Below are 22,235 nucleotides of genomic sequence, written 5' to 3' on the forward strand. Positions count from 1 at the left end.
CCTGCTATTTTTTGATCTTAGAAAATCGTGACTCTCAAATTCTCTCTGGGACTCTGCGTGAAAAAACCGTAAATTAATAGGACTTACGCAAGATGTGACTGAAAACCTTATTCTTGTGTAGCGGTAATTCCTGAATTACCGCTACGTTGGTTCTGTTTTGCGTAAGTCATAATTAAATAAGACTCAAATTCTGAACAATTCTAAACCCAACGTGCTGATAAAAGTAGGGACGAAACCAGTTACGATAGGATGGTAATGCCATTGAACCATTCGTTGCCCAAGAACCACCAAGCATCATCAAATGCTTCCCATCAAAAAAGGGTGCGGATTGATCTTCATAAAGCTGATGGGTTTGAAATCCTGGTAAAGCTTTGAATGTCTCTCCTAACCATTCCCAAATATTTCCTCGTAAGTCATATAGACCATTTTTAGTATTAGCTGGTTTGAACATTCCCACGGGACTGGGAGAAATGAATTGTAAGTTGATATTAGAGTTATTTGATAAGGGGCTATCTTCAGATATTAGTAAAGCTTGGTTCCATTCTGCTTCGCTCATTAGACGTGTTTCTGTGCCTTTCCAGCGACAATAAGCGATCGCTTCGTAGTGGTTAACTTCTACAGGCCAATTTAGGGGTAAATCCATTTCATCAAAAGTGGCTCGATAGCGATAGCCATTTTGAGATGATATCCAGAATTTGGGATGTTGTACGTTGTAGAGTTGTTTCCAAGTCCAAGATTCACTATTCCAGTATTTTGAATTATTGTAGCCACCTGCTTGCACAAACTCTAAAAATTCTTTATTTGTGATTAGATATTGACTAGCTAAAAATGGTTTTACTTCAACTTGCAAATGACCATATTCGCTATCCCAACCGTAGGTTAAATCATCTTTAGGTTTTCCCAATTTCACCATACCACCAGGAATTTCTCGCATTTCATTATGAAGAATTTCCCTACTACTAGGTGCATAATTCCATCCTTGGGGACGTTTTAGCTTCTCAACTGGTAATTGACGCAGCAGCATAGAAGAGGTTTCAAAATGAATGCGACTGTGTTCTATTCCCATTAGCAAAGCCCAAAAAGGATGCTGTTGATGTATGGGGAGATGAAGAGGAGTTTTTTTAATAATGGCTGTAATTTCTTCCCTAACTTTGTCCCGATATTGCCAAACTTTTTCTACATCAGGCCAGATAACTTTTTGCATGGCTGCATTTAGTTCTGCTGGTGTTTCTGGATCAACTCCTAGTTCAAATAGAGTTTCAAATTTTGGATTAATAGAATTTTTGATTAAACCAACACGAATTAATTTATTGATATAAAAAACAGCCGAGTGACCAAGATAAAAAATTAGAGGATTTCTTAAAGGATCAGGATTGATATAGAAGGTTTCTTCCCCAACTAAACTTTTCATGAGTGTTTCTTCAATTTCCCATGAACTCTCAAAGTAATTGAGTAGGGTTTGTGAACTGCAATCATCAAGTTTAGGAACTTGAATTAATGTCAGTTTATTAATTGTGGGAATTGTGGGCATGATATTAATTTAAGTTTTGTATTCGCAGCGACAGCGATTTTTTTGGTTATATGCATTTAATTATCGCATTTTGGTCTTATTTGGTGATTTTTAATCATTATTTAATAATTGTGTGATTTTAAATACAAAAAATTAAAAACCAATTATGTAATTTAAATTACTAAAAAAACAGGGTAATCAGGAGATTTACCCTTGGTATCATGTCTGCCAGAATACTTATTATTAGGGAACTGTGCGGGGATGCTGAGAGTTTTTTGATAAGCAATTAGCCAGATTTGATCTAATAAACCAAGTTGCTGATTCAAAGTATGAATTTAACGTCATTCAGAGGCGCAGAGAGTTTTTTTGATAAGTAACTAGCCGGACTTGATATCAGCCATAAACCCTCTTTCAAGACAGCAAGACCGCGACTCTTACTGCCTTAATAATAATTAACCCGATACGATATAAATCCCTCAAAAGTCCAATTTTCTTAACTCATACTACCCATACGAACCAGATTTGGTTTTCGATCACATCCTTCTTGTACGCCTATTTTCAAATTTGCCATGTCGTAAAGGGACTACTTCTGCTTCACTACTCTCCCTAGCTACCCGAATCAATAATCCCGCAGATACCAAACTAGCAATCATGGAATTACCACCATAACTAAACATAGGTAAGGGTAAACCTGTCGTTGGTAGAGAACCAGTAGCCACACCAATATGCAGTAATGATTGTCCTACCATCACAACCGTTACACCCATTGCTACCAATCGATGTACAGAATTTTTCGCTTTTAGGGCTACGATTAATCCCAGTGTGGCGAATACTGCCAAAAGTGCCAACAGTAGGATACTGCCAACGAAGCCAAATTCTTCAGCAAAGACGGCAAAAATAAAATCGGTGTCTTGAATTGGTAAATAAAATAGCTTTTGTTGAGAAAGCCCAAATCCTGCGCCCCAAGTGTTACCTGAACCTACTGCTAGTAAACTTTGCACTAATTGGTATCCATCTCCTGTAGCATCAGCCCAAGGGTTAAGAAAAGACATCACCCGCTTGCGTTGATATTCTTTGATGCTAATACTGAGTATTGCTAATAGCACCCCACCGATAGCTGTTCCTCCTAAATATTTATATGGTATTCCCGCTGCTAGGGCAATTAACCAAATTGTCATACCGCAGAGTGCTGTTGTACTTAAATTAGGTTGAGCCAGAATTCCCAATAATACAAGACAAAATACACCCAACCAAGACAGACGAACCCCCCAACTTAATCTTTCCCATTGACCAAAAATTCGCGCACTTTGTAATACTAAAAAGGGTTTAATCAATTCTGATGGTTGAATGGGAATTGGCCCCAAGGCTATCCATCTGGCAGCATCAAAAGCTTTCTTTCCTAATCCGGGGATAAGGGTGACGAAAATTAACAATAAAAACAGCAACAAGAACCAATGAGATAGCCCCAAAATTTTCCGTAATGGCAGATTGGCAATGATGTTGAAGATGATTAAGGAAGCTAAGACCCAAAGAACTTGACGCTTAAAATAGTACAATCCATCACCCTGACGTTCATCAGCGACAGGATAGGAGGCTGAAAAAAGCATGATTAAGCCGATAAACAGCCAAATCAAAGTTAACCAGCGCAACAATCGCGCTTCTAAAGCCCAGGTGGAGACAGAATTATCAAAAATTGGGATTAATTGGCGTAGATTCACGAGGTATTAATATGGATAGGAACATAAGCTATTTTAGGTTCGACTCGGTCTAATAAAATCGAAAATTTTTCGGTGAAGTATAGAGTGAGGAGTAGAAAATATATTTAGGGGTTTTTGGGGAATTATTAAAGGTTAATTAGGCTAAAAAAAGCTTTTTTATCATTCGAGTTTTACTTGTCTCCGTTTAATTAACTCTTAAATCCATTTACCAATTCTTTTGTTTCCCTACACCCGACACCCGACACCCCACACCCCACAATCAGCCTGAACAGATAAGTTGGTGATTTACGGAACATCTCTTCGAGAAATGCTTAAATACTTAAGACAAAGAATAATTTTAGATACTTATTTACGAAAATCTTACGTATTAACTACACTGTTCTCAATTGGATTATGGCAAGTAGGTGCTTGGGCTACCTTGGAGTTACTAGGATTTAATTTATTGTTCTCGACACGCAACTATCTACCTCATGCCAGTTGGGATTCGCGTATTGTCGTTATTAGTATTGATGATGCTACATTACGTCACTATGGGCAGTTTCCCTTGTCACGCGATCGCTATACTCAATTATTAGAAACACTAGAAGCCTCTCCTCCAGCAACTATCGGCTTTGATATTTTGTTTACTGAACCTACCCGCTACGACGAAAAACTAGCCGAAGCAATGGCAATCAATGGTCAAGTTGTTTTACCAGTTGCCCCCAGTTTACAACAACAAACCCTGCGTCTAGTCCCAATTCTAGATGATGTGACTGCTAAAGGACACATTGCCAAAAATGCCGACGTGGATGGAGTCACACGTCAATTGTCTCTTTACATTAAAAATGACATTAAGAGTGACATTAAGAGTGTTCCTGCCTTCAGCATGGCGTTACTGGAACAATATAACAATAGTTTGCAGCAGACCTTTAGCGCCAATAGTACTAACCCTAAGAAATCATTTATTAAGTTACCACCTCTGCAATCGGGAGTAAACGCACAACCAGTTTTGATTAACTGGTTAGGTCCTACTCAAGGAAATCAAGGAATTCGCACCTACTCCTTTGTCGATGTTGTTGAAAAAAGGGTAGATACAACGAAATTAAAGAACAAAATTGTGCTGGTGGGACTGACTGCAACGGGAGCAAACGATCCCTTGAAAACTCCCTTTGATCAAATACCCCCAGCGTCTGGTGTCTACCTACACGCTGCCGTTATTGATAATCTACTCAACAACAGACTGTTGCAAAGATTACCTAGTAAATTTGAAATCTTGCTATTATTTGCTGTGGGTATCGGTTCTAGTCTGATATTAATTCCTTTGAAATTTCAGGAACGAACTCTTTTTTTAGGGCTTTTGCCCATAACGTGGTTTGGTGTAACAGTTTTAGGGCTAACAATCTCTAATCTTTGGTTGCCTACAGCTGCACCTATCGGCACTATCCTCTTAGCGGGACTAAGTATTCAATGGCAAGAACAAAAAGAAAAACAACAATTGATGAGTTTATTTGCTCGTCATGTTTCTCAAGAAACAGCAGAATTAATTTGGAACCATCGGGATGAGATTTTTCAAAATGGTCAATTAGATGCCAAAGAAATGGTAGCAACGGTTCTTTTTACCGACATTCGTAGCTTTACCACGATTTCTGAGGGCATGAAACCACGAGATTTGCTCCACTGGTTAAACTCCTACCTAGGTGCTATGGCTGAGTGTATTCAACAACATCACGGAGTAGTTGATAAATACATTGGGGATGCTATTATGGCTGTTTTTGGTATTCCCTTCCCCCACACCCATTCCAAGGAAATTCAGCAAGATGCTATTGATGCTGTCTTGGCGGCAATTTCTATGCAGGAAAGATTGGTAGTACTAAATCAAGAATTAAAACGGCTGGGCAAGCCTACTATTAGCATCGGCATTGGCATTCATACAGGTTTAGTGGTTGCTGGCAGCATTGGTGGATCTCAACGATTGAATTATTCTGTCTTGGGAGATGCTGTGAATATTGCGGCTCGTTTGGAACAACTCAACAAAAATGCCAAAGAGGGAAATCCTTACAGCATCTTAGTCAGCGAAACAACCTTTGAGCTAATTAAGCAGCACTTTCATACTCAACAAATACAGCAATTACAGCTGCGTGGGCGTAAAAAAATCACAATGGTTTATTCTATTACTGGGAATAAACGGGAACTTGACAAGCCATCGGTGTAAAAATAAGATCTTCTTCAAGAAGAACTGATAGAGTAATTTGTAGCCAACCGAAGAATTATATCGTGTCCAGTTGACTACCTTATCATGAGAAAACCGCGCGGGGACGCGGGGAGTTTTTTGATCAGCAATTAACCGGACTTGATATTATTTGACATTTCTTTAGTTATGGAAAAAGCTCTCACAATCTGATGAGTAGGTGCATCGGTGCATAGATATCTGATTACAGCAATAGTTACAACTATTTTATGGGAAACTTTATCATGTCAGGCTGGGACTCAGCCACCCCCTTGCATTCCCAACAGCCTGCCTGAAATTAGCAAATCCCTCAATAGTTTCCGAGAGAACAATGTGATTGTGATCGGCAAAGTTCCAGCCCGTTCTTATGTGGTTGTTGTTCCTGGCAAGTCAGATGAATTATTAAACCTTGTCAGAAATTATATTTCCGACGCATTCCTGGCACAGCACAGGTTTGGAACTTATGTATATGCAGGTGGATCTCCAAGGAGGGAAGAAGCGGAATGCTTGTCTCATTTTTTGAGATCCGAAGGCATAGATGCACGAGTGATCTATTTTCGCCAAAAACCTACTCAATAGAAAACTGTTGAGTGGATTATTCAAGAACTGGTTTCAATCGGCACAGACAATCATCTGGAAATACATATGAAAACTTGGTGGGCTTGTAACTTAACTTTGGTAACGGTTGGGCTAGTTAGTACTCTTCATGCCTCCGCAGCAGATAATCAATTACAGGTTAAAATCAATCGCTGGATCGAAGTGAGCCGTACCAACGGGCAAGTGCTGTATTCTCGTGGGCAAACATCTCAACCGGCTCGTACTGGAATGCGACTAGAATCTGTAGGAGATACAATCAGCACCAAGCAAGGTTCTAGTGCCGTTTTGACAATCGATACAGGTACTGGTTTTATAAATGTTTCCGAAAATACGACTATAACTGTAAATAAACTCGAGATGGGAAATGCAGGTGAACGGATAACAGAACTCCAGGTAAAGACTGGGCAAGTTCGTCTGCAACATCGTCCATTAACTAATTCATCTTCTCGTGTGGAAATTCATACTCCCGCTGGGGTGGCTGGAGTGCGAGGGACTGAGTTTGGTGTGAGTGTACAGGACAATGGCAAAATGGGGGTTGGCACTATGAAGGGAAGTGTAGCCATAACTGCTCAAGGGCAAACAAAGTTGGTAAATGAGGGGTTTCAAAATCTAACAATTCCCGGAGAGCCTCCTTCTGAACCAGTTCCTCTGCGGGAAGATCCTATTCTGGATATTCGTCAACTCATAGCCAATGACAACCAAGTGAAAATTGTCGGTATTATTGATCCAGTGAACCTGCTGATGATTGCCAAACAGCGTCTGAGTATAGGTGCTACTGGCCAATTTGATATTATTGTGCCTTTACCCGCTAATCGCAAATTAGAAGCTGTTGTGGTGACTCCTTTAGGCAAAAAGCAATTGTATGAACTGGCAGTTCCTTAGTTGGGTTTAGTTATGAGATTTTATTACTAGCGATACCTACGGTAAGCTACGCTAACGCTCATAATGGATATTTGAACTTACTATCAAAACTGGCATAATTAATAAACCCAGTTGCTTAAAAATTCTACTTGCCCCTGCATATCTTCTGCTGATTTGGTATTAATCAATCGCAAAACCCCGCGCATTAATTCACCAATTCCATATCGTTGTTGTGGTGCTAAAATAATTCCTGCATGGGACAAACCTTGTTCCAGCAAATTACTATGAATCTGGTAAAAGTCTCTGGCATTAAAACTAAATATAACTCGGTTGTTTTCCTTAGCCCAAATTAGCTGTTCTGGATCAGATTTGTACAACATTCCCACGTCTGCAACTGTTAATACATCTACATTACGGGAACGCAAAGCTTGAACAAAATCTTCATCCATAGAATCCTCATCAATATAAAGCCGGATCTTATTCATCTTTGGTTTTATCTTTCTGGCTGTGTAAAGTTGCCAAACTCCAGTATTCAGCCTCTGCTTGTGTTAACTCATTTTCTATCTGATCACGATTAGCGTGGTAGTAAGCTAAAGCTGCATACACTTGGGCAAGGTTGAGGTGACTTATCCGACGGGCAATTTCTTCCGCATTTGCACCTTGTTTGTAAAGAACAACCACTCGACTTACAGAAGTTTTAGTCCCTGTAATCACGGGAAGACCATTATTCACATCTGGAGAACAGGTTACTAGTGTACCAATATTAGTAGCAGTTAACATATTTGAGAGAATTACTTGCTTATTTTGCTTCACTTTAGTCTATCATAAGCGCAGGCATAGCTCATAATGGATACTTGAAGTGATACCGACACTTTGATAAATTTGCTACTATTAAGAATAAATATTCTTTTAGATATAAGGTTGGTTAAATTGTGAATTTATCAGGACAAACAATAACAGCAATTAGAGAAATTATTACAGGTGATAAGCAAATTTCACCCTACCGAACTGGATCACAGCTGGTTGATTTTTTCCGTTCCTTTGGTTCAGATGATATATATGGGGCTGGTTTCCCTTCTCGTTGGCTTTATACAGAGGATAAATTGCACAGTTTCAATAACACACCCACAATGAAAAATATCTTAGAAGCTGCTTTTCATCCTCTATATTTTCGTAATGGAGATAAGGATATTCAAATAGCAGTTGATTATATTAACGAATTTCTTGGATTTGATGGATATAAATTAATAGCTGTTGGCAAAAACTGGGAAGTTCACAATCTGGTTGATACTCAAATTGATCTATTACATCCTTATGAAGACTCAGTAGAGATAACACACATATTTATTGATGAGCAAATTAAAAAATGTGACAGAAAACTGACTGAAGGTGATTTTGATGGTGCTATAACTAATGCGCGGTCTCTTGTTGAGGCAGTTTTATCTGCAATTGAAAAAGAGTTAGATCCTCAGCCACCAGAATACGATGGTAATCTTCCTAAACTTTACCGGAGAGTTCAAAGTCATTTGAATCTTTCTCCAGGACAGGAAAATATTGTGGAGTGTTTACGACAAATACTTTCAGGTTTGACAAGTATAGTTTCTGGTTTGGCTACATTACGAAATACAATGAGTGATTCTCATGTAATTTCCTATAAACCGTCAGAACATCATGCAAGATTAGCAGTTAATTCAGCCAAAACATTTTGCAACTTTCTCTTTGACACAAAAGAATACCAAATGAAAAAAATAAACTAAACTCTTACTCTCTGTGACTCTGCGCTCTGCGTGAGCTAAATTCTCTTAATTGTAATCAAAAAAAAGAGGTCATCAAAGACCTCTTCAAAATTAAATAAAATAATTTTTGGTTTATAGCAATTAAGACAAACCAGTATTTGTACCTTGCTTACCAGTTGCCAATTCTACCTTAACAATTTTGCCACCCATTTTTTGAATCCGTTGTTGTTCACGGAACCAGTTTTCATAAGGAACTAACTTAGTAAAGTAAGTATTTTGTAATTCGCGTTGAGTGCGAGTACGAGTTAGGCTTGGAACACAAGCAGTGATTTTAAACAATCGGGACATATTCTTGAAATCTCCTGATATTGTCTGGTGAAACTTTATTTTTATCTCAAAAAATTTTGAGTGCAAATCTTTAATTAATCTTTCCAAGGCTGGGAATCAACCATCAATACTAGACTGATAACACTTACAATCAATCAGCAAGAGAACCTTCTAGCAATCATGATTGATTTCCAGACCTTAATAAAGCCGCACCTAAATTATTAAGTGCAAACCTGACTCCTAGCTCAAGCCAGAGGAGACATAATCTAAGTAAACGCCCATTTCTTTACCAGCGTCAGGACCAACCAAACTAGCGGTTACTTCCTTGATTGCTTGGATAGCTTGAACGGTAGCGCCTACGGGTACTCCCAAGGAGTTGTAGGTTTCTTTCAAACCATTCAATACGCGCTCATCCAAAATGGAAGGATCGCCAGCCAGCATAGCGTAGGTAGAATAACGCAAGTAGTAATCCAAGTCACGGATACAAGCTGCGTAACGACGGGTGGTGTACATATTACCACCGGGACGGGTGATATCAGAGTACAACAAGGACTTAGCTACAGCTTCTTTAACGATCGCAGCAGCATTAGCGCTGATGGTTGTAGCTGCACGAACGCGCAGTTCACCAGTAGCGAAGTAGCCTTTTAGCTTTTCGAGAGCAGCGGTGTCAAGGTACTTACCTTGAACGTCTGAAGAATTGATAACGGAGGTAATTGCGTCTTGCATTGTTGTTTTTTCCTTATTTCCAACCTTATTGCCACAGTTTTAGTTTCAGCCGAGAAACAGCTTCAACTTACTGCATTGCACCAACAACGTAGTCGAAGTAAGAACCAGCTTCACCAGCGTCTTCAGAAGACAACAGGGTAGCAGCAACGTTCTTCATAGCGGCAACGCCACCAGCAACTGCATCAATGGGAGTACCCAAAGACTTGTACATTTCACGTACACCAACGATACCGATTTCTTCGATGGGGGTAACATCACCAGAAACGATTCCGTAGGTAACGAGACGGAGGTAGTAGTCGAGGTCACGCAGACAAGTAGCTGTCATTTCTTGTCCGTAAGCGTTACCACCGGGGGAAACAACATCAGGACGCTTTTGGAATAGTTGGTCGCCAGCTTGCTTAACAATGCGCTCGCGGTTTTCGGTTAATACTTGAGCGATGCGGAGACGTTGTGCGCCACCAGCAACAAAACCTTTGATTCTATCTAATTCACCGGGGCTGAGGTAGCGAGCTTCTGCATCAGCATTCACGATAGCTTTCGTGACGATACTCATTAATGGATTCCTCCAAAACTAATGACACCAGCTTTCAAACTGGTAAGACTTTAAAGTTGGTTGATAGTTAATTTCTTTCTTATATGCATTGCGAGTCAGATGGACTCGATACAACCAGATAAGATGGAAAATTCAACTACCTTCCGGAAAATATTGTCCGGCATTATGTTGAGCATTTATTACTGCTCTTAACACTTTGTAATATTAATTTTCAGATTTGCTAATTCTGAGGGAACAGGGAACAGGGAACAGGGAACAGGGAACAGGTAAAAGAGGCAGAGGGGCGGGGGGCAGGGTGCAGAGGAGACGAATTTTCCCCCTTGCTAGAAAGCTCCCTGCTCCATTTCTTCTTTTACTGTCACCTGTCACCTATCACCTGTTACCTGTCACCTATCACCTATCTGTTGCTAGGACGACCAGTTAAAACAGCGGGAGACAAGCTAGACCAGGATTGTTTCACTAAGTCTGCTGCTGCCTGGACGCTACCTAGGTAGTTACCTGCGGGTAAAGATGGATAGCGGTTGTAAGGTACTACGTCTTCGCCGAAGTAGCGAGCATACTCAGAACTATTGACCATTGCCTCTACAGCAGCCCTTAAACCGCTATCAGCCAGCAACTTGTTATACTGACGGATTTCGCCTTGAGTGGCTGGTGCGCGACCCAATAAGTGACGGAATAGGAACTCAATCACCTTGGTGTTGGGATAAGGAGTGTAGAAGCGTTTGCGATAGATATCTGAACTAGCTAGTTCAAGAACAAATTCACGGACAGAAATTTCACCGTTACGCAGTTTGCTATCTAAGTCAGAACGGCGGAAATAACCAGGAACTTGACCGCTAAATACGTCCATGACCTGACAGTAAATAGCATTAATTACCTGATTGGTTTCTGGGGAATTAGTCCCTGTGGTAGCGCGGTAGATACGGGCTGGTTTGCGGCGGCTTGTACCCACACCGACTTCTACAGACTGTCCGCGACCATCGTTGTAAGAACGACCCAACTCAATAAACAAGGGCTGAGTCTTGTCTATTTGCTTGGCTTGGGCTGCCAAGGAAGCGATCGCATTCGCCAACATCGGTGTATTCTCAGTTTTAATCCGAGACTTCACAGTTTCAAAGCTAGGAACAACCACATCATCATTTTGCTTGGTTAGCTGGTTGTAAAGCTTTTCAGTATTGGGGAAGTTAGCCGCAGGTAAAGTGGGGAAACGACGGTAAGGAACAGTATCCTCACCAAACACCTGACGATATTCTGCACTATCAACCATAGAGCTAATAAAGGCACGAATACCTTGAGTAGCTAAAATCTGGTTGTATTTGCGAATTTCCGCTTGGTCGATAGGTGCGCGACCCAAGAAATGCTTAGTACCCAACTCAATGACTTTCGTGTTCGGGTAAGGTGTATAGAATTCTTTCAGATACAGGTTAGAGTAACCCAAACCTTGAATAAATTCCTTAACGGTAATTTCACCGTTTACCAACTTACTTTCTAGAACCGTGAATTCGTTCTTAGAGATGTAAGGAGCAATATCGCGCTCGAAAATCTGACGATAAGCGCCGCTAATCAAGGTTTCAGCAGCAACCTTATCATTGCTAACTGCTGTCAGCTTGAAGACCTTGGTTTGCTCACGTTGCTTGCTAACACCTTGGTTTATGCGGAATTCAATATCTGGTTGGGTCCGCATTTCTGTAACTGCACCCAATTCCACAAAGCGAGGCGTTTCCTGTTTCTCAACATTCGCCACATCTTCACGAATGCTACCAACGCGCAATTGACGCAAAGACACACCCGCAGGAGTTAGATAGCGTTCGTAAGGAACTGTATCTTCACCAAAAGCTTCACTGTACTCAACACTGTCAATGATGGCATCAACAACTGCATAGAAGCCTTTCTTAGAAGCAATATCAAAATACTTGTTGTTCTCTTGACGACCGTAAGTAGGACGACCTAACAAGCGACGGTGAATATACTCAATGGCTTTACAGACATACAGAGAAGTCCAGTACATCTTGCGGAATAAATCCGACTTCGCCAAAATCCGCACAAACTCGCGAACGGTGATATCGCCGTTTTCCAGCTTGATTTCTGCAACCTTCAGGCGTTGACCTTCGTAAACATCACGACCGAAAACTTGCAGATAAATAGCCTTAATTACCGCTTGAGTAGAACTTTCCGAGAACTTGACACTTGCGCCCTTAGCGGCTTTTCTGCCAATAGTTCCAGGAAGTTGGTCTAACTTGAACACCTTAGCGCCCAAAGTACCAGGAGCTACACCCCGTGCATTAGGATTGCTGAGTTGGTTATTAATACCAGGCCCTTGGTGAATCAAAATCCGTCTTGTATCCTTACCAAAAGGAGCAGGACTGGTGCTGGGGTTGCGAGTTTCTTTCGGGAAAATCGCGCCAAACTGAATTTCTAAGGGGTCATTACCAGAACCGTAGGGATGTTGGTCAGGTAATGGCTGTTCGTAAGCAGCAAAGGTAGTAATGAACTGAGGTACTTTACGGAAAGGCGCGCTGTAGTTAAACAGGTCTTGCTGTGGTCCCCAGTTGCGACATTCTTGGGCTTCTTGACCCAGACCCCGGATGTAGGGTACTGTCTCTTCACCAAAGTAATCGCTGTATTCATCAGAATCTACTAAAGCATTAACTAAAGCTGGTAGACCGCCCTTAGAAATAATGCCAAAGTATTTTTGGACTTCTTCACGGCTGCTTGGTCCCCGTCCCAAAATGTGACGGAAAGCTAATTCAATGACCCGACTGTTAATAAAAGGCTGGTAAAACTGTTTTTGGTAAAGGGGAGATTTAGCAAGACGACGAATAAACTCCTTCATGGAGATATCGCCATTTTTGACTTTGGATTCCAAGTCAGAGATTGACAAACTATAAGCACGGGTAATGTCGCGCTCAAAAATTTGACGATATGCTGCTTTGATGACTTCTACCTTTTCGCTAGAAGACAATCCGGGCTTCATGGCGTACTTAGGACGACGTTCTGCGGCATTAAAATAAATTTGCGGCAGTTGTAACCCTTGTTGGTCAACTGAAGGACGTTGGCGGACTTTGGTTGAAGGTGTGGGTGCTTGAAATTCTGTCAGCAACACATCCATGTACTGAGTCACAATTTCTGTAGCTACAGGGTCTTTACGGAAATAAGACAGAGAACCTGATTTAATTTCCTGTAAAGCTACTATGGTTGCTTCTCCAGAACAGGCATTTTCAATAATTTCCCGCAAACCTCTGGTATTTACAGAGATGATGTTGGGGTCGCCAGCCACAATCGCATAGGTAGCATAGCGCAAGAACCAGGACAAGTCCCGTAAGCTCTTGGCCATGTTGCTAGGCCCGTAACGAGCAACGTTAATTGGTCTAAAGCCTGGAGGTGTTGGTCCACCTGAGGAAGTATTGAAAATAGAACGCAGGTTTTCAAAGAAACCACCACGACTTTCAACGTAGGTGACGGTTCCTAGTGCCATGCCTTCTTGAACACTAACACCACCAGCCCCAACTGCGGCCAGTTCTCGCTCTCTGGGCTTTTCTAAAAAAGACATTGGCGAACCACCGACGAAAATCCGGTTAGCGGCACGGGAGACGATAATCTCGGAATTTTCTGTGAGAATCTGAGCAATTTCTAAACGCTTTGCACCAGATGCAAAATAACTTCCTAATTCACTCAGTTCACCGGTTCCCAAAAAGCGGTCTTGTTGTTCCGCTTGGGAAATGGTTGCTACTGGTAAGGTTTGATATAGTTGCGGACGCGCAACGGAGCTTCCACCACTTGCCTTAACACTCATTGGATTTCTAAAACTCCTAATAAATAAGTCTATGTGTTAAGTCTGGGTTGTTTTGAGGCTTGACACTTTTGCGTATTTATGCGTTAAGAGTACTGCCTGCAAAACTGCCAGTAAATTAACCCAGTCAGTTTTTAGATTAGAACGTTTTGCGTTTATGCTGCTAGTTTATTAAGAAGTATGTCGAATCTGTAATCTAAATCAGTGATATGGAACAAGTAGTGAACAAACGGAGAGATGCGGGGATTCATTTGTAGCTTTAATTTAAGTAAATTGAAAGCTCTGTTATGTTATGATAAATTAAGCGTAGTCGTTATGAGTTCATATAATAGTTATGGCTAATTCTCTAGTAGAAAACTTGGTAATTATCGGTTCTGGTCCAGCAGGATATACAGCGGCTATATATGCGGGACGTGCTAATTTAAAACCCGTTGTTTTTGAAGGGTTCCAAGCGGGGGGTTTACCAGGTGGACAACTGATGACAACAACAGAAGTTGAGAACTTTCCCGGCTTTCCCCAAGGTATTACCGGGCCGGAACTGATGGATAATATGAAAGCCCAGGCGGAACGCTGGGGAGCGCAATTGTACACGGAAGATGTGATCTCAGTTGATTTGAGTCAGCGCCCTTTTATTATCCGTTCCCAAGAAAGGGAAGTAAAGGCGCATAGTTTGGTAATTGCTACTGGTGCAACAGCCAAGCGGTTAGGTTTACCCAGCGAACATGAATTTTGGAGTCGGGGAATTTCAGCTTGTGCAATTTGTGATGGTGCAACTCCAATTTTTCGCGGTGCAGAGTTAGCGGTAATTGGTGCAGGTGACTCAGCAGCGGAAGAGGCAATTTATTTAACTAAATATGGTTCTCAGGTGAATTTGCTGGTGCGTTCGGAAAAAATGCGGGCTTCTAAAGCAATGCAAGACCGGGTTTTGAGTAATCCGAAAATTAAAGTACACTGGCACACAGAGGCTGTGGATGTATTCGGGAATGGTCAGATGGCTGGGGTGAAAGTTCGCAATAACCAAACTGGCGAAGTGAGCGAATTAACTGCGAAAGGTTTATTTTATGCCATTGGCCATCAGCCCAATACTAGCTTATTTCAAGGACAATTAGAACTGGATGAGGTGGGATACATTACCACTAAACATGGTGGCGTAGAAACCAGTATAGATGGTGTATTTGCAGCCGGTGATGTGCAGGATCATGAATTTCGCCAAGCTATTACGGCAGCGGGTACTGGTTGTATGGCGGCCATGTTAGCGGAACGGTGGTTATCTGCAAAAGGTTTAATTCAAGAGTTTCATCAAATCCAGAGTCAGGAGTTAGAAGCACCAGCAGAAGAGACGAACACAGTAACAGTAGTGGAGTTTAATTTGCAAGCGACACGCCATGAAGGTGGTTATGCTTTAAGGAAATTATTCCATGAAAGCGATCGCTTGATGTTAGTGAAATATGTCTCTCCTGGTTGTGGTCCTTGCCATACTCTCAAACCTATTTTGAATAAAGTAGTCGATGAATTTGACGGGAAAATTCATTTTGTCGAAATCGACATTGACAAAGATAGAGATATTGCTGAAAATGCTGGAGTTACCGGAACACCGACAGTGCAATTGTTCAAAAATCAGGAATTGGTGAAGGAAGTTAAAGGAGTGAAGCAAAAAAGCGAATATCGACTGTTAATTGAAAGTAATTTGTAGACCTCATTCAACATCGATCTTTGTTTAAAGATGCATTATCTGAAACCATTGTAGAGACGTGACCTGATTAGAAATTATCGTCTCTACAATCTTTCATACCTGCAAAATCTAAAATCCTAAATTGGATAAAATGAGAGCCAAAATTGAAAATAATGTGTTATTTATCCACAAAGAGGATGTCCCAGAGTTTAAAAAGGGCGGTTCTGTAGTCAGGAATTCTTATTTTTGGGCGCTACGTTCTATTGCTGGACGTGCTAGACGTGATCATGATTGGGAATATGAATCAGATGTTTGGTTAGCACTAGCACGGATGTTGATGTCGTTTACTGAATCGGGATATTTGGGATATAGAGAAACGTTCTTAGAGTTTCCTTTATCGCAAGGAAAAATTCCTGATTTATTGCGGGATGTATCAACTTGGGAATAAATTCAGGTATACTAAAAACGGTTAATATCTCGAATTTATTAAAATAACAAAATTCAAAGCGAAAACTTTAATAAAAACTCTGCGTCACTTTGCGTTTACCTCAGCGAACCTCTGCGTTTAAAAGTAAAGTTTTCAACCGTTTTTAGTATAATTTTTTTAGGAAAATGGTTAGTTAGATTGGATTTGGTATAGCGGTTCTCGGTTGAGTGAGATACTTGAACCCCTCTCCCTTCGGGTGATGCCTCCGGCACGCTACGCCTTAGCTGTGCTTTTACCGCAAAAACGGCCAGACTTTGAACCATAAGCTGACCAAAAATTAACGTAACTTCAGACCTTGCAGCAAAAAGTTAGATAAAATTTTGTATCAATACATGGCCGCGTGTGAAAAAAGTGAATCATAATAGAGCCAAGAGTTTTCTAAACCCCAAACAGTCAAAATTGCCCAAATCAAACAGCAATATCATCAACTTTGCACCCAAGTTATGGAATAATTTATTTAGTGATAAGAAAAATGAATGAACTGACAGCGCGAACTTTAATAACAATAAGCATTTGGTTCGGGGTCACTATTATATTGACATTTGGTTTATTTAGAATGAATTTTGATAGAGCAAGCGACGCAGTAATGATTTCTTTTTTAATCCTTTCAGCAGCAGTAGTTACAACGTCAATAGTTTGGTTGTACAAGCCACCAACAAAATAACCAGAAAATCATCGACTAATTGTTTGGAAGTCAATAGTGATAGCTATGTTTGCTTCTACTGTATGCCAAGGCTTTTAGCAAATAAAATGATAATCATTAAGAAGGGTGTAGTTGCAAGTCTGGCAAATACCAACTTCTCTTCTATATATGATAATCATTACCCAAAAAATACCCATATATTAAAACTGAAGTATAAAATGGACATCTACTTTATGAAGCATAAAGTGGATAAAAAGGCCACTGTATCATTCAAGTCACAATACCGCTATAAATTGAACCCCGGTTAAGAAATTGGTTCAAAAACCATTTGCGGAATTATGATGTTTTCTTGTAATTGTCCAATTCCTAAAAAACGGGTTTCTTCTTCATAAACTCGTACTAATCCCAAAATATCAAGATTGATAGAAATTTGTTGACCTTGACACCATTTTTTAGCTTCTGTTGCTGGTAAAGTTACAGATGGTAAATGTAGCAAAGGTGCATCTGGAGCCATCGGTTGAAATGTCTGGGCTGACAATTGAGTTTCTAACTCGGTGAGAGTGAGACTATCTTGTAAGTTGAAACCGCTGCTAACTGTACGTATTAAAGCCGCAAGAGTACCACCTGTATTTAATACCATACCTAAATCACGAGCGATCGCACGAATATATGTTCCTGCACCACAAGCGATCGCTATATCTAGTTCAGGAAAATCCCCATCACGCCAGTCTAAAACTTCTATCTGCAAAACTTCAACTGTTCGCGTCGGTGCTTGTACAATTTGCCCTTTTCGTGCTAAATCATACAATCTTTTTCCTTCTACCTGAATAGCACTGTAACTAGGAGGAATTTGCTCAATTTTGCCGATAAATTCGCCAAGTGCTGTTTTGATTTCTGCTAAATTTAACCCAGGACAAGGTTGAGAAGTGATCACTTCCCCTTCTAAATCATCGGTAGTAGTACATATACCAAGGCGGATAGTAGCTTTGTAAGCTTTTTCACCGGGTAGATATTGTAATAATCTCGTGGCTTTACCCAAAGCGATGGGTAACACACCTGTAGCTTTAGGATCTAAAGTTCCTGCGTGTCCTACCCGTTTAAGACGCAGGAGTCTTCTCACCCGCGCGACGCAGTCGTGGGAAGTCCAGTCAAGTTGTTTGTTGAGGTTAAGAAAGCCTTGCACGGAATAATTTCTAATTCGTAATTCGTAAGTAATTATATAAGACTTACGCAGAAAAATAAGAATTTTATTAATAAAGACAAGATGTAAAAAACATCACAGAAAAATCATAACATGAAGCAAGGAAACACCAATATCTAATATCCAAAATCCCAACTTGATGATGGTAGAAGGAAGTTTTTTTTCAGGGATAACTCCGTAGAAATTATTATCTAGTACGGGACTTAATTCTTGGCTACTCAAAGACTGAACGAGACTCAAACCCAAAGATTGAGTAGAAAGGGTTTTAGCGTAGTCAGCGTTAAGATAGGGAAGATATTGAGGTCTTTTTGCCACATAAGCTTGGAAGAAAGGTAAACTCAAAGCTTTGATATAAGCACGTGCTTGGAAAGCATCTCCAACCATCTCCGCAGGTAATGCTACTTGTTGACTCCCGGAATTACCATTACCGATTGTAGAAAAATGAGTTCCACCCAGAAGCAGAACCAGATATTTTTGGGGATTGGTTAACCAAGAAAAGGGTAAAATTTGTTCAGCTAAAGTCGGTGCTACAGTATCTTCACTGCTACCTACAAGCATCACAGGAGTTTGAATTTGGTTTAAACCAGCTTGTCCAAAAATCGAGCTAGTGATAGGATTAACTGCGATCGCCGCTTTAACTCTCTCATCCCGCAAATTATATTCTTTTTCAGACTTAGTTGGCAATTCTAAAGCTTGACATTGCAGCATTAAAGACATATTCCAAGTATTTCTCAGCCCCGCTGGTGTACAATCTTTTTTTAACTGCTCAAAGTTAATCCTCGCACCTGCTAAAGCTAAAGCCGTATAACCGCCAAAAGATTGACCAAATACACCAACTTGTTGCAGATTTAACCGACCTTTAAAGTTGGCATCAAACTGGTTAGCTGTTTCTAATTGATCTAATATGTATTTGATATCTAATGGTCTATCTGTAAATTCTCCTGGTTCTACTAATTCACTAGTTTTACTCTTGATCAAAGATTGTCTAGGGTTAGGATGATTAGGAACCACAACCGCAAATCCTTGGGAAGCCAAGTGATTAGCTAAATAACGAAAATTACTGCTGTCTAAACCTAAGCCGTGAGAAATGACAATAACTGATGCCGAATGTTGAACATTAGGAAGATAAACATCTGTAAGCAAAAGCCGATTACGGTTGAAGTCGAAAAATTTTATTGTATACTTTTTAGCTTGAAACTTGCCTGTAGTTGGTAAATTTGGCAATTGAGATAGATTCTCCTTTTCGATGGTAGCAACTTCTAGATGAGATTTTTGCTGGACTAAAGCGATCGCACGATTGGTTTGACTAATCAGTTTCTCCAATTCTCCAAATATTTCTAAAGTATCAGCTAAATTAATATGAATATTACTGCTGGGATACTTACGTAACAAATTTAATAACGTTAAACCTTCTGGTTCCCCAGATGCTAAAATTATTGCCAATCGTAAATCCTGCAATCCTGACTCAGATTGACTAGATTTAGTTTTAATCAACTCTGCTAACCGTCGTACCAAAAATTCTCCTGGCTGTGTGTAGAGAAATTGTGAAGCAACAGCGGGACTAATTTTTAAAGAACCGAGTAAAATAGGTCTTAGTTCTTGTAGTTGTTGTAGTGAAATATATCGCTGATAAACAGCTAATTCATTATCAATTAATCCCGTTTTGGCATAGACTTCTAAACTAATCACGGGAAAGGAAACTTCTAGTAATGAATAAGAAGCATATATTTTCTCTGCTGCCATAACAGAGTGACTAATTCCAAATGTTGGCAGCAATATTGAAAGCACCAGCAATAGTGAATTCCTTTTCACGCTGCGGGTCCAATTACCAAACCAACTTTTCATCGCTCAATTTTTTCGGTGATGTTGTTTAGCGAAGCGTTATATTTGGTAGTTTTTCACACACCCTGATGGATTTATATATACTACTGTTTGCAGTAGTCTTCTGGATATTTTTGAGATTTTATGATCTTGAATACAAAGAGTGAAAATTTTAGGTAAATAAAGCCAATGGATAGGAAAAATATCCGCTTGATAAGAGATTGACTTTACTTAATTGCACTCATATCTTGTCCGGCTGTATACTTATGATTAGGGAACCGAGCAAAGACGGGTCGAACTTTCTGATCAGCAATTATAAGCAATTAGCTAGACTTGATATCACTCATAATCCTAACAACTAAAAAACGACTCTACCTCAGTATTTACGATGTGGCTTTAAATATAAAATTCAAAGTGAAAACTTCAATAAAAACTCTGCGTCACTTTGTCTTGAAAAGTTTCCTACGCAGGGTTTCCCGGCTACGAGGAACTTTTCGCTGCGTGTAAAAGTAAAGTTTCCAACCGTTTCTAGTATACCTACTTATTCAGATTTGCCTAAAGCTATAGATATTGATCCAGCCACAACTAACAAAGCCCCCATAATTCCCACAATTGTGATCTGTTCTAGTGGAATTAGATTGGATGCAATTTTTGAAGTAATCCAAACGGATATTAAAGTCACGATAGGAGTTAATGCTAATACTGCGCTGACTCTTGATGCTTCCCAATGTGCTAATGATTCAGCAAAAGCGCCATAAGCAATCAAAGTATTCAATCCACCAAATAGCAGCATTCCTAAATGAAGATGATCGAGATAAAAAACTGTATTTATTTTTGCAAAAGGAGTAAATAATAAAGCACATCCCCCATAAATTATCAGCATAACATGAGAAGATGTTAAAGATTTTAATAACTGCTTTTGTGCTAAAGCATAAATAGCCCATGCTACTGCTCCTAAGACAATTAACCCACTGCCAAGAAGATATTGACTAGGTGCTGTGATTAAATTCGTGAATTGGGCATTAAAAAACAGCGCAAAACCTAAAGTTAGCACACTTACACCCAGCCATTGACGCAGTGTATAATGCTCTTTAAAAATAACTAAACCACCAAAACCCAACAAAACAGTAGCTAACTGAATTATTACTTGTGCATTAGCGGCGGCTGTTAATGCTAAACCTTGCATAAACAGAAAGTAATTACTGGCTAAAAATATTGTGGCTATTGCTAATAATTTTCCCGAAGTACTACGTAATTGTTCTAAACTGGGTAATTTGCGCCGCACAGATAAATAAATTAACAGTAAGATAAACGACATCAAAAACCGAAACCAAATAACGGTGTAGACATCTAAAACTTGCAGTGTTACCTTCAGCGCAATCGGTAGAATTCCCCATAAAAAAACTGTCAGCAGCGATAAACCTAGCCCTAAACGCCAGCGACCGGAACTTTGATGCATGATTAATAATAATTAGATGATTTAATCATGTTTGACCAATTCCTCAATGTCAATTAGTTGTGTTAGTGGGTTTTAAATTTCTGGCTTTATAGAATGTTTCTAAGCTATTACTATCGCCCACAAAACGCCAATGCCAAGGTTCATAACTTACACCTTGAGTATTACCCTTGGGAAAAGACATCTCAAAGCTAAAACGGGCAGCATTGGCTTGTAGCCACTGATATGCCTTGGTATTTTCAAAATTGGCTTGCAGATTAGTTGCTGGTACAGTTCCATCTCCTATATCCACAGCGTAACCTGTGTGATGTTCACTATGACCCGGAGGAGCGCTGAGGGCGGCTCTTTGGGCGGGGGTTTGGTTCCTTTGAGCGCCAACACCAAAAAACAACTGCTCTTGGTCTTTAACTGAACGAAAGCCAGAAATTGGCGCTAAAATTACACCTGCACTTCTTGCAGCTTGTACCATAGCCTGAAATTTTTGAGCAGCCGCTTGTCGCATTTTAATCCGTCCATCTGCCGTAATCGGTACTAGTTCTGATTCTGGTGCTTCTCCATATGCTAAATGCCCCAAAATAGTATTGCTGTCAATACTTGGGGAATTAGTTGGTGCAGGCACAGAACCCGTTGATGGTAGAGAATCAGTGGTTTTTTTAGGTGCTGTAACAAAAAATAAAAAACCGCTAATTACAGATAGCAGCACAAATCCTGTTAATCCCCCAATTACTAAAACTAGTGGTTGTACGCGTAGCTTAGACCCGGTATCAGGAGTATCGCGTAAAGCCACTGGAATATCATCTCCAGCACCAGACGATGAGTTTTGCGGTTTTTCTGAAAACCCAGCCTTTTTCAAGTGTCAACTCCTGTTTATGTTCAATTTTGGATTTTGGATTTTGGATTTTGAAAAACTGACTAAATTAGCTTTTCGGCT

The 22,235-nt window shown here is 40.1% G+C and carries 19 protein-coding genes; 6 read left to right on the top strand and 13 right to left on the bottom strand.

What is annotated here, in order from left to right; genetic code table 11:
- Window positions 1-172: 172 nt before the first annotated feature.
- The 3 genes from ovoA to H6G59_RS05965 all read right to left on the bottom strand — a co-directional run bounded on the left by ovoA (window position 173) and on the right by H6G59_RS05965 (window position 3,228).
- Window positions 173-1,531 carry a 5-histidylcysteine sulfoxide synthase gene (gene ovoA, locus H6G59_RS05955; RefSeq protein ID WP_190712405.1) on the bottom strand — a complete coding sequence of 453 codons (1,359 nt, stop codon included), beginning with the start codon at window positions 1,529-1,531 and terminating at the stop codon, window positions 173-175.
- Window positions 1,532-1,683: 152 nt separating this feature from the next.
- Window positions 1,684-1,836, bottom strand: coding sequence for a hypothetical protein (locus tag H6G59_RS05960; RefSeq protein WP_190712407.1), 153 nt, complete (start codon window positions 1,834-1,836; stop codon window positions 1,684-1,686).
- A gap of 207 nt (window positions 1,837-2,043) precedes the next feature.
- A complete protein-coding gene (locus H6G59_RS05965) occupies window positions 2,044-3,228 on the bottom strand; it encodes an FtsW/RodA/SpoVE family cell cycle protein (protein ID WP_190712409.1) in 1,185 nt (394 codons plus the stop codon).
- Window positions 3,229-3,535: 307 nt separating this feature from the next.
- Here H6G59_RS05965 and H6G59_RS05970 point away from each other — a divergent pair, with 307 nt between their 5' ends.
- The 3 genes from H6G59_RS05970 to H6G59_RS05980 all read left to right on the top strand — a co-directional run bounded on the left by H6G59_RS05970 (window position 3,536) and on the right by H6G59_RS05980 (window position 6,913).
- On the top strand, window positions 3,536-5,419 hold the full coding sequence (locus tag H6G59_RS05970) for a CHASE2 domain-containing protein (RefSeq protein WP_190712410.1): 1,884 nt from the start codon (window positions 3,536-3,538) through the stop codon (window positions 5,417-5,419).
- 204 nt (window positions 5,420-5,623) lie between these two features.
- A complete protein-coding gene (locus tag H6G59_RS05975; RefSeq protein ID WP_190712412.1) occupies window positions 5,624-6,013 on the top strand; it encodes a hypothetical protein in 390 nt (129 codons plus the stop codon).
- A 66-nt stretch (window positions 6,014-6,079) separates the two neighbouring features.
- On the top strand, window positions 6,080-6,913 hold the full coding sequence (locus H6G59_RS05980; protein WP_190712415.1) for a FecR family protein: 834 nt from the start codon (window positions 6,080-6,082) through the stop codon (window positions 6,911-6,913).
- A 98-nt stretch (window positions 6,914-7,011) separates the two neighbouring features.
- On the opposite strand, the gene H6G59_RS05985 is transcribed toward H6G59_RS05980, so the two are convergent.
- The gene (locus H6G59_RS05985; protein ID WP_190712417.1) at window positions 7,012-7,377 is read right to left on the bottom strand and encodes a DUF5615 family PIN-like protein; all 366 of its coding nucleotides are present in this window, start codon (window positions 7,375-7,377) and stop codon (window positions 7,012-7,014) included.
- Window positions 7,370-7,705 (bottom strand): DUF433 domain-containing protein, encoded by a 336-nt coding sequence (locus H6G59_RS05990; RefSeq protein WP_339327927.1) that lies wholly within the window; start codon window positions 7,703-7,705, stop codon window positions 7,370-7,372. The genes H6G59_RS05985 and H6G59_RS05990 overlap by 8 nt, the downstream gene beginning before the upstream one ends.
- A 119-nt stretch (window positions 7,706-7,824) precedes the next feature.
- On the opposite strand from H6G59_RS05990, the gene H6G59_RS05995 reads away from it, so the two are divergent.
- Window positions 7,825-8,649 carry an abortive infection family protein gene (locus H6G59_RS05995; RefSeq protein ID WP_190712419.1) on the top strand — a complete coding sequence of 275 codons (825 nt, stop codon included), beginning with the start codon at window positions 7,825-7,827 and terminating at the stop codon, window positions 8,647-8,649.
- Between the two features lie 120 nt (window positions 8,650-8,769).
- On the opposite strand, the gene H6G59_RS06000 is transcribed toward H6G59_RS05995, so the two are convergent.
- The 4 genes from H6G59_RS06000 to H6G59_RS06015 form a co-directional block, all read right to left on the bottom strand.
- Window positions 8,770-8,976 carry a phycobilisome linker polypeptide gene (locus H6G59_RS06000; RefSeq protein ID WP_071190493.1) on the bottom strand — a complete coding sequence of 69 codons (207 nt, stop codon included), beginning with the start codon at window positions 8,974-8,976 and terminating at the stop codon, window positions 8,770-8,772.
- 219 nt (window positions 8,977-9,195) lie between these two features.
- Window positions 9,196-9,681, bottom strand: coding sequence for an allophycocyanin subunit beta (gene apcB, locus H6G59_RS06005; protein ID WP_071190492.1), 486 nt, complete (start codon window positions 9,679-9,681; stop codon window positions 9,196-9,198).
- A gap of 67 nt (window positions 9,682-9,748) precedes the next feature.
- Window positions 9,749-10,234 (bottom strand): allophycocyanin subunit alpha, encoded by a 486-nt coding sequence (gene apcA, locus H6G59_RS06010; RefSeq protein ID WP_071190491.1) that lies wholly within the window; start codon window positions 10,232-10,234, stop codon window positions 9,749-9,751.
- Between the two features lie 397 nt (window positions 10,235-10,631).
- Entirely contained in the window at window positions 10,632-14,027 is a 3,396-nt protein-coding gene (locus tag H6G59_RS06015) for a phycobilisome rod-core linker polypeptide (protein ID WP_190712421.1), read from the bottom strand.
- 331 nt (window positions 14,028-14,358) lie between these two features.
- On the opposite strand from H6G59_RS06015, the gene trxB reads away from it, so the two are divergent.
- Both trxB and H6G59_RS06025 read left to right on the top strand, forming a co-directional pair.
- Complete coding sequence (trxB, locus tag H6G59_RS06020; protein ID WP_190712423.1) at window positions 14,359-15,717, top strand: thioredoxin-disulfide reductase; 1,359 nt, start codon at window positions 14,359-14,361, stop codon at window positions 15,715-15,717.
- A 130-nt stretch (window positions 15,718-15,847) separates the two neighbouring features.
- On the top strand, window positions 15,848-16,144 hold the full coding sequence (locus H6G59_RS06025) for a hypothetical protein (RefSeq protein ID WP_190712425.1): 297 nt from the start codon (window positions 15,848-15,850) through the stop codon (window positions 16,142-16,144).
- 986 nt (window positions 16,145-17,130) lie between these two features.
- On the opposite strand, the gene truB is transcribed toward H6G59_RS06025, so the two are convergent.
- The 4 genes from truB to H6G59_RS06045 form a co-directional block, all read right to left on the bottom strand.
- Entirely contained in the window at window positions 17,131-18,009 is an 879-nt protein-coding gene (gene truB, locus H6G59_RS06030; RefSeq protein ID WP_190712427.1) for a tRNA pseudouridine(55) synthase TruB, read from the bottom strand.
- Window positions 18,010-18,102: 93 nt separating this feature from the next.
- A complete protein-coding gene (locus tag H6G59_RS06035) occupies window positions 18,103-19,872 on the bottom strand; it encodes an alpha/beta hydrolase (protein WP_190712429.1) in 1,770 nt (589 codons plus the stop codon).
- A gap of 517 nt (window positions 19,873-20,389) precedes the next feature.
- A complete protein-coding gene (locus H6G59_RS06040; RefSeq protein ID WP_190712432.1) occupies window positions 20,390-21,307 on the bottom strand; it encodes a DMT family transporter in 918 nt (305 codons plus the stop codon).
- 49 nt (window positions 21,308-21,356) lie between these two features.
- Entirely contained in the window at window positions 21,357-22,157 is an 801-nt protein-coding gene (locus H6G59_RS06045; protein ID WP_190712434.1) for a M15 family metallopeptidase, read from the bottom strand.
- Window positions 22,158-22,235 lie beyond the last annotated feature (78 nt).

The organism is Anabaena lutea FACHB-196, from assembly GCF_014698305.1.
Taxonomy (GTDB): domain Bacteria; phylum Cyanobacteriota; class Cyanobacteriia; order Cyanobacteriales; family Nostocaceae; genus Anabaena; species Anabaena lutea.

Coding starts and splice junctions, on each gene's coding strand:
- ovoA (WP_190712405.1), bottom strand. CDS start 1,531: ATGCCCACAATTCCCACAATTAATAAACTGACATTAATTCAAGTTCCT.
- H6G59_RS05970 (WP_190712410.1), top strand. CDS start 3,536: ATGCTTAAATACTTAAGACAAAGAATAATTTTAGATACTTATTTACGA.
- H6G59_RS05980 (WP_190712415.1), top strand. CDS start 6,080: ATGAAAACTTGGTGGGCTTGTAACTTAACTTTGGTAACGGTTGGGCTA.
- H6G59_RS05985 (WP_190712417.1), bottom strand. CDS start 7,377: ATGAATAAGATCCGGCTTTATATTGATGAGGATTCTATGGATGAAGAT.
- H6G59_RS06000 (WP_071190493.1), bottom strand. CDS start 8,976: ATGTCCCGATTGTTTAAAATCACTGCTTGTGTTCCAAGCCTAACTCGT.
- apcB (WP_071190492.1), bottom strand. CDS start 9,681: ATGCAAGACGCAATTACCTCCGTTATCAATTCTTCAGACGTTCAAGGT.
- apcA (WP_071190491.1), bottom strand. CDS start 10,234: ATGAGTATCGTCACGAAAGCTATCGTGAATGCTGATGCAGAAGCTCGC.
- H6G59_RS06015 (WP_190712421.1), bottom strand. CDS start 14,027: ATGAGTGTTAAGGCAAGTGGTGGAAGCTCCGTTGCGCGTCCGCAACTA.
- trxB (WP_190712423.1), top strand. CDS start 14,359: ATGGCTAATTCTCTAGTAGAAAACTTGGTAATTATCGGTTCTGGTCCA.
- H6G59_RS06025 (WP_190712425.1), top strand. CDS start 15,848: ATGAGAGCCAAAATTGAAAATAATGTGTTATTTATCCACAAAGAGGAT.
- H6G59_RS06035 (WP_190712429.1), bottom strand. CDS start 19,872: ATGAAAAGTTGGTTTGGTAATTGGACCCGCAGCGTGAAAAGGAATTCA.
- H6G59_RS06040 (WP_190712432.1), bottom strand. CDS start 21,307: ATGCATCAAAGTTCCGGTCGCTGGCGTTTAGGGCTAGGTTTATCGCTG.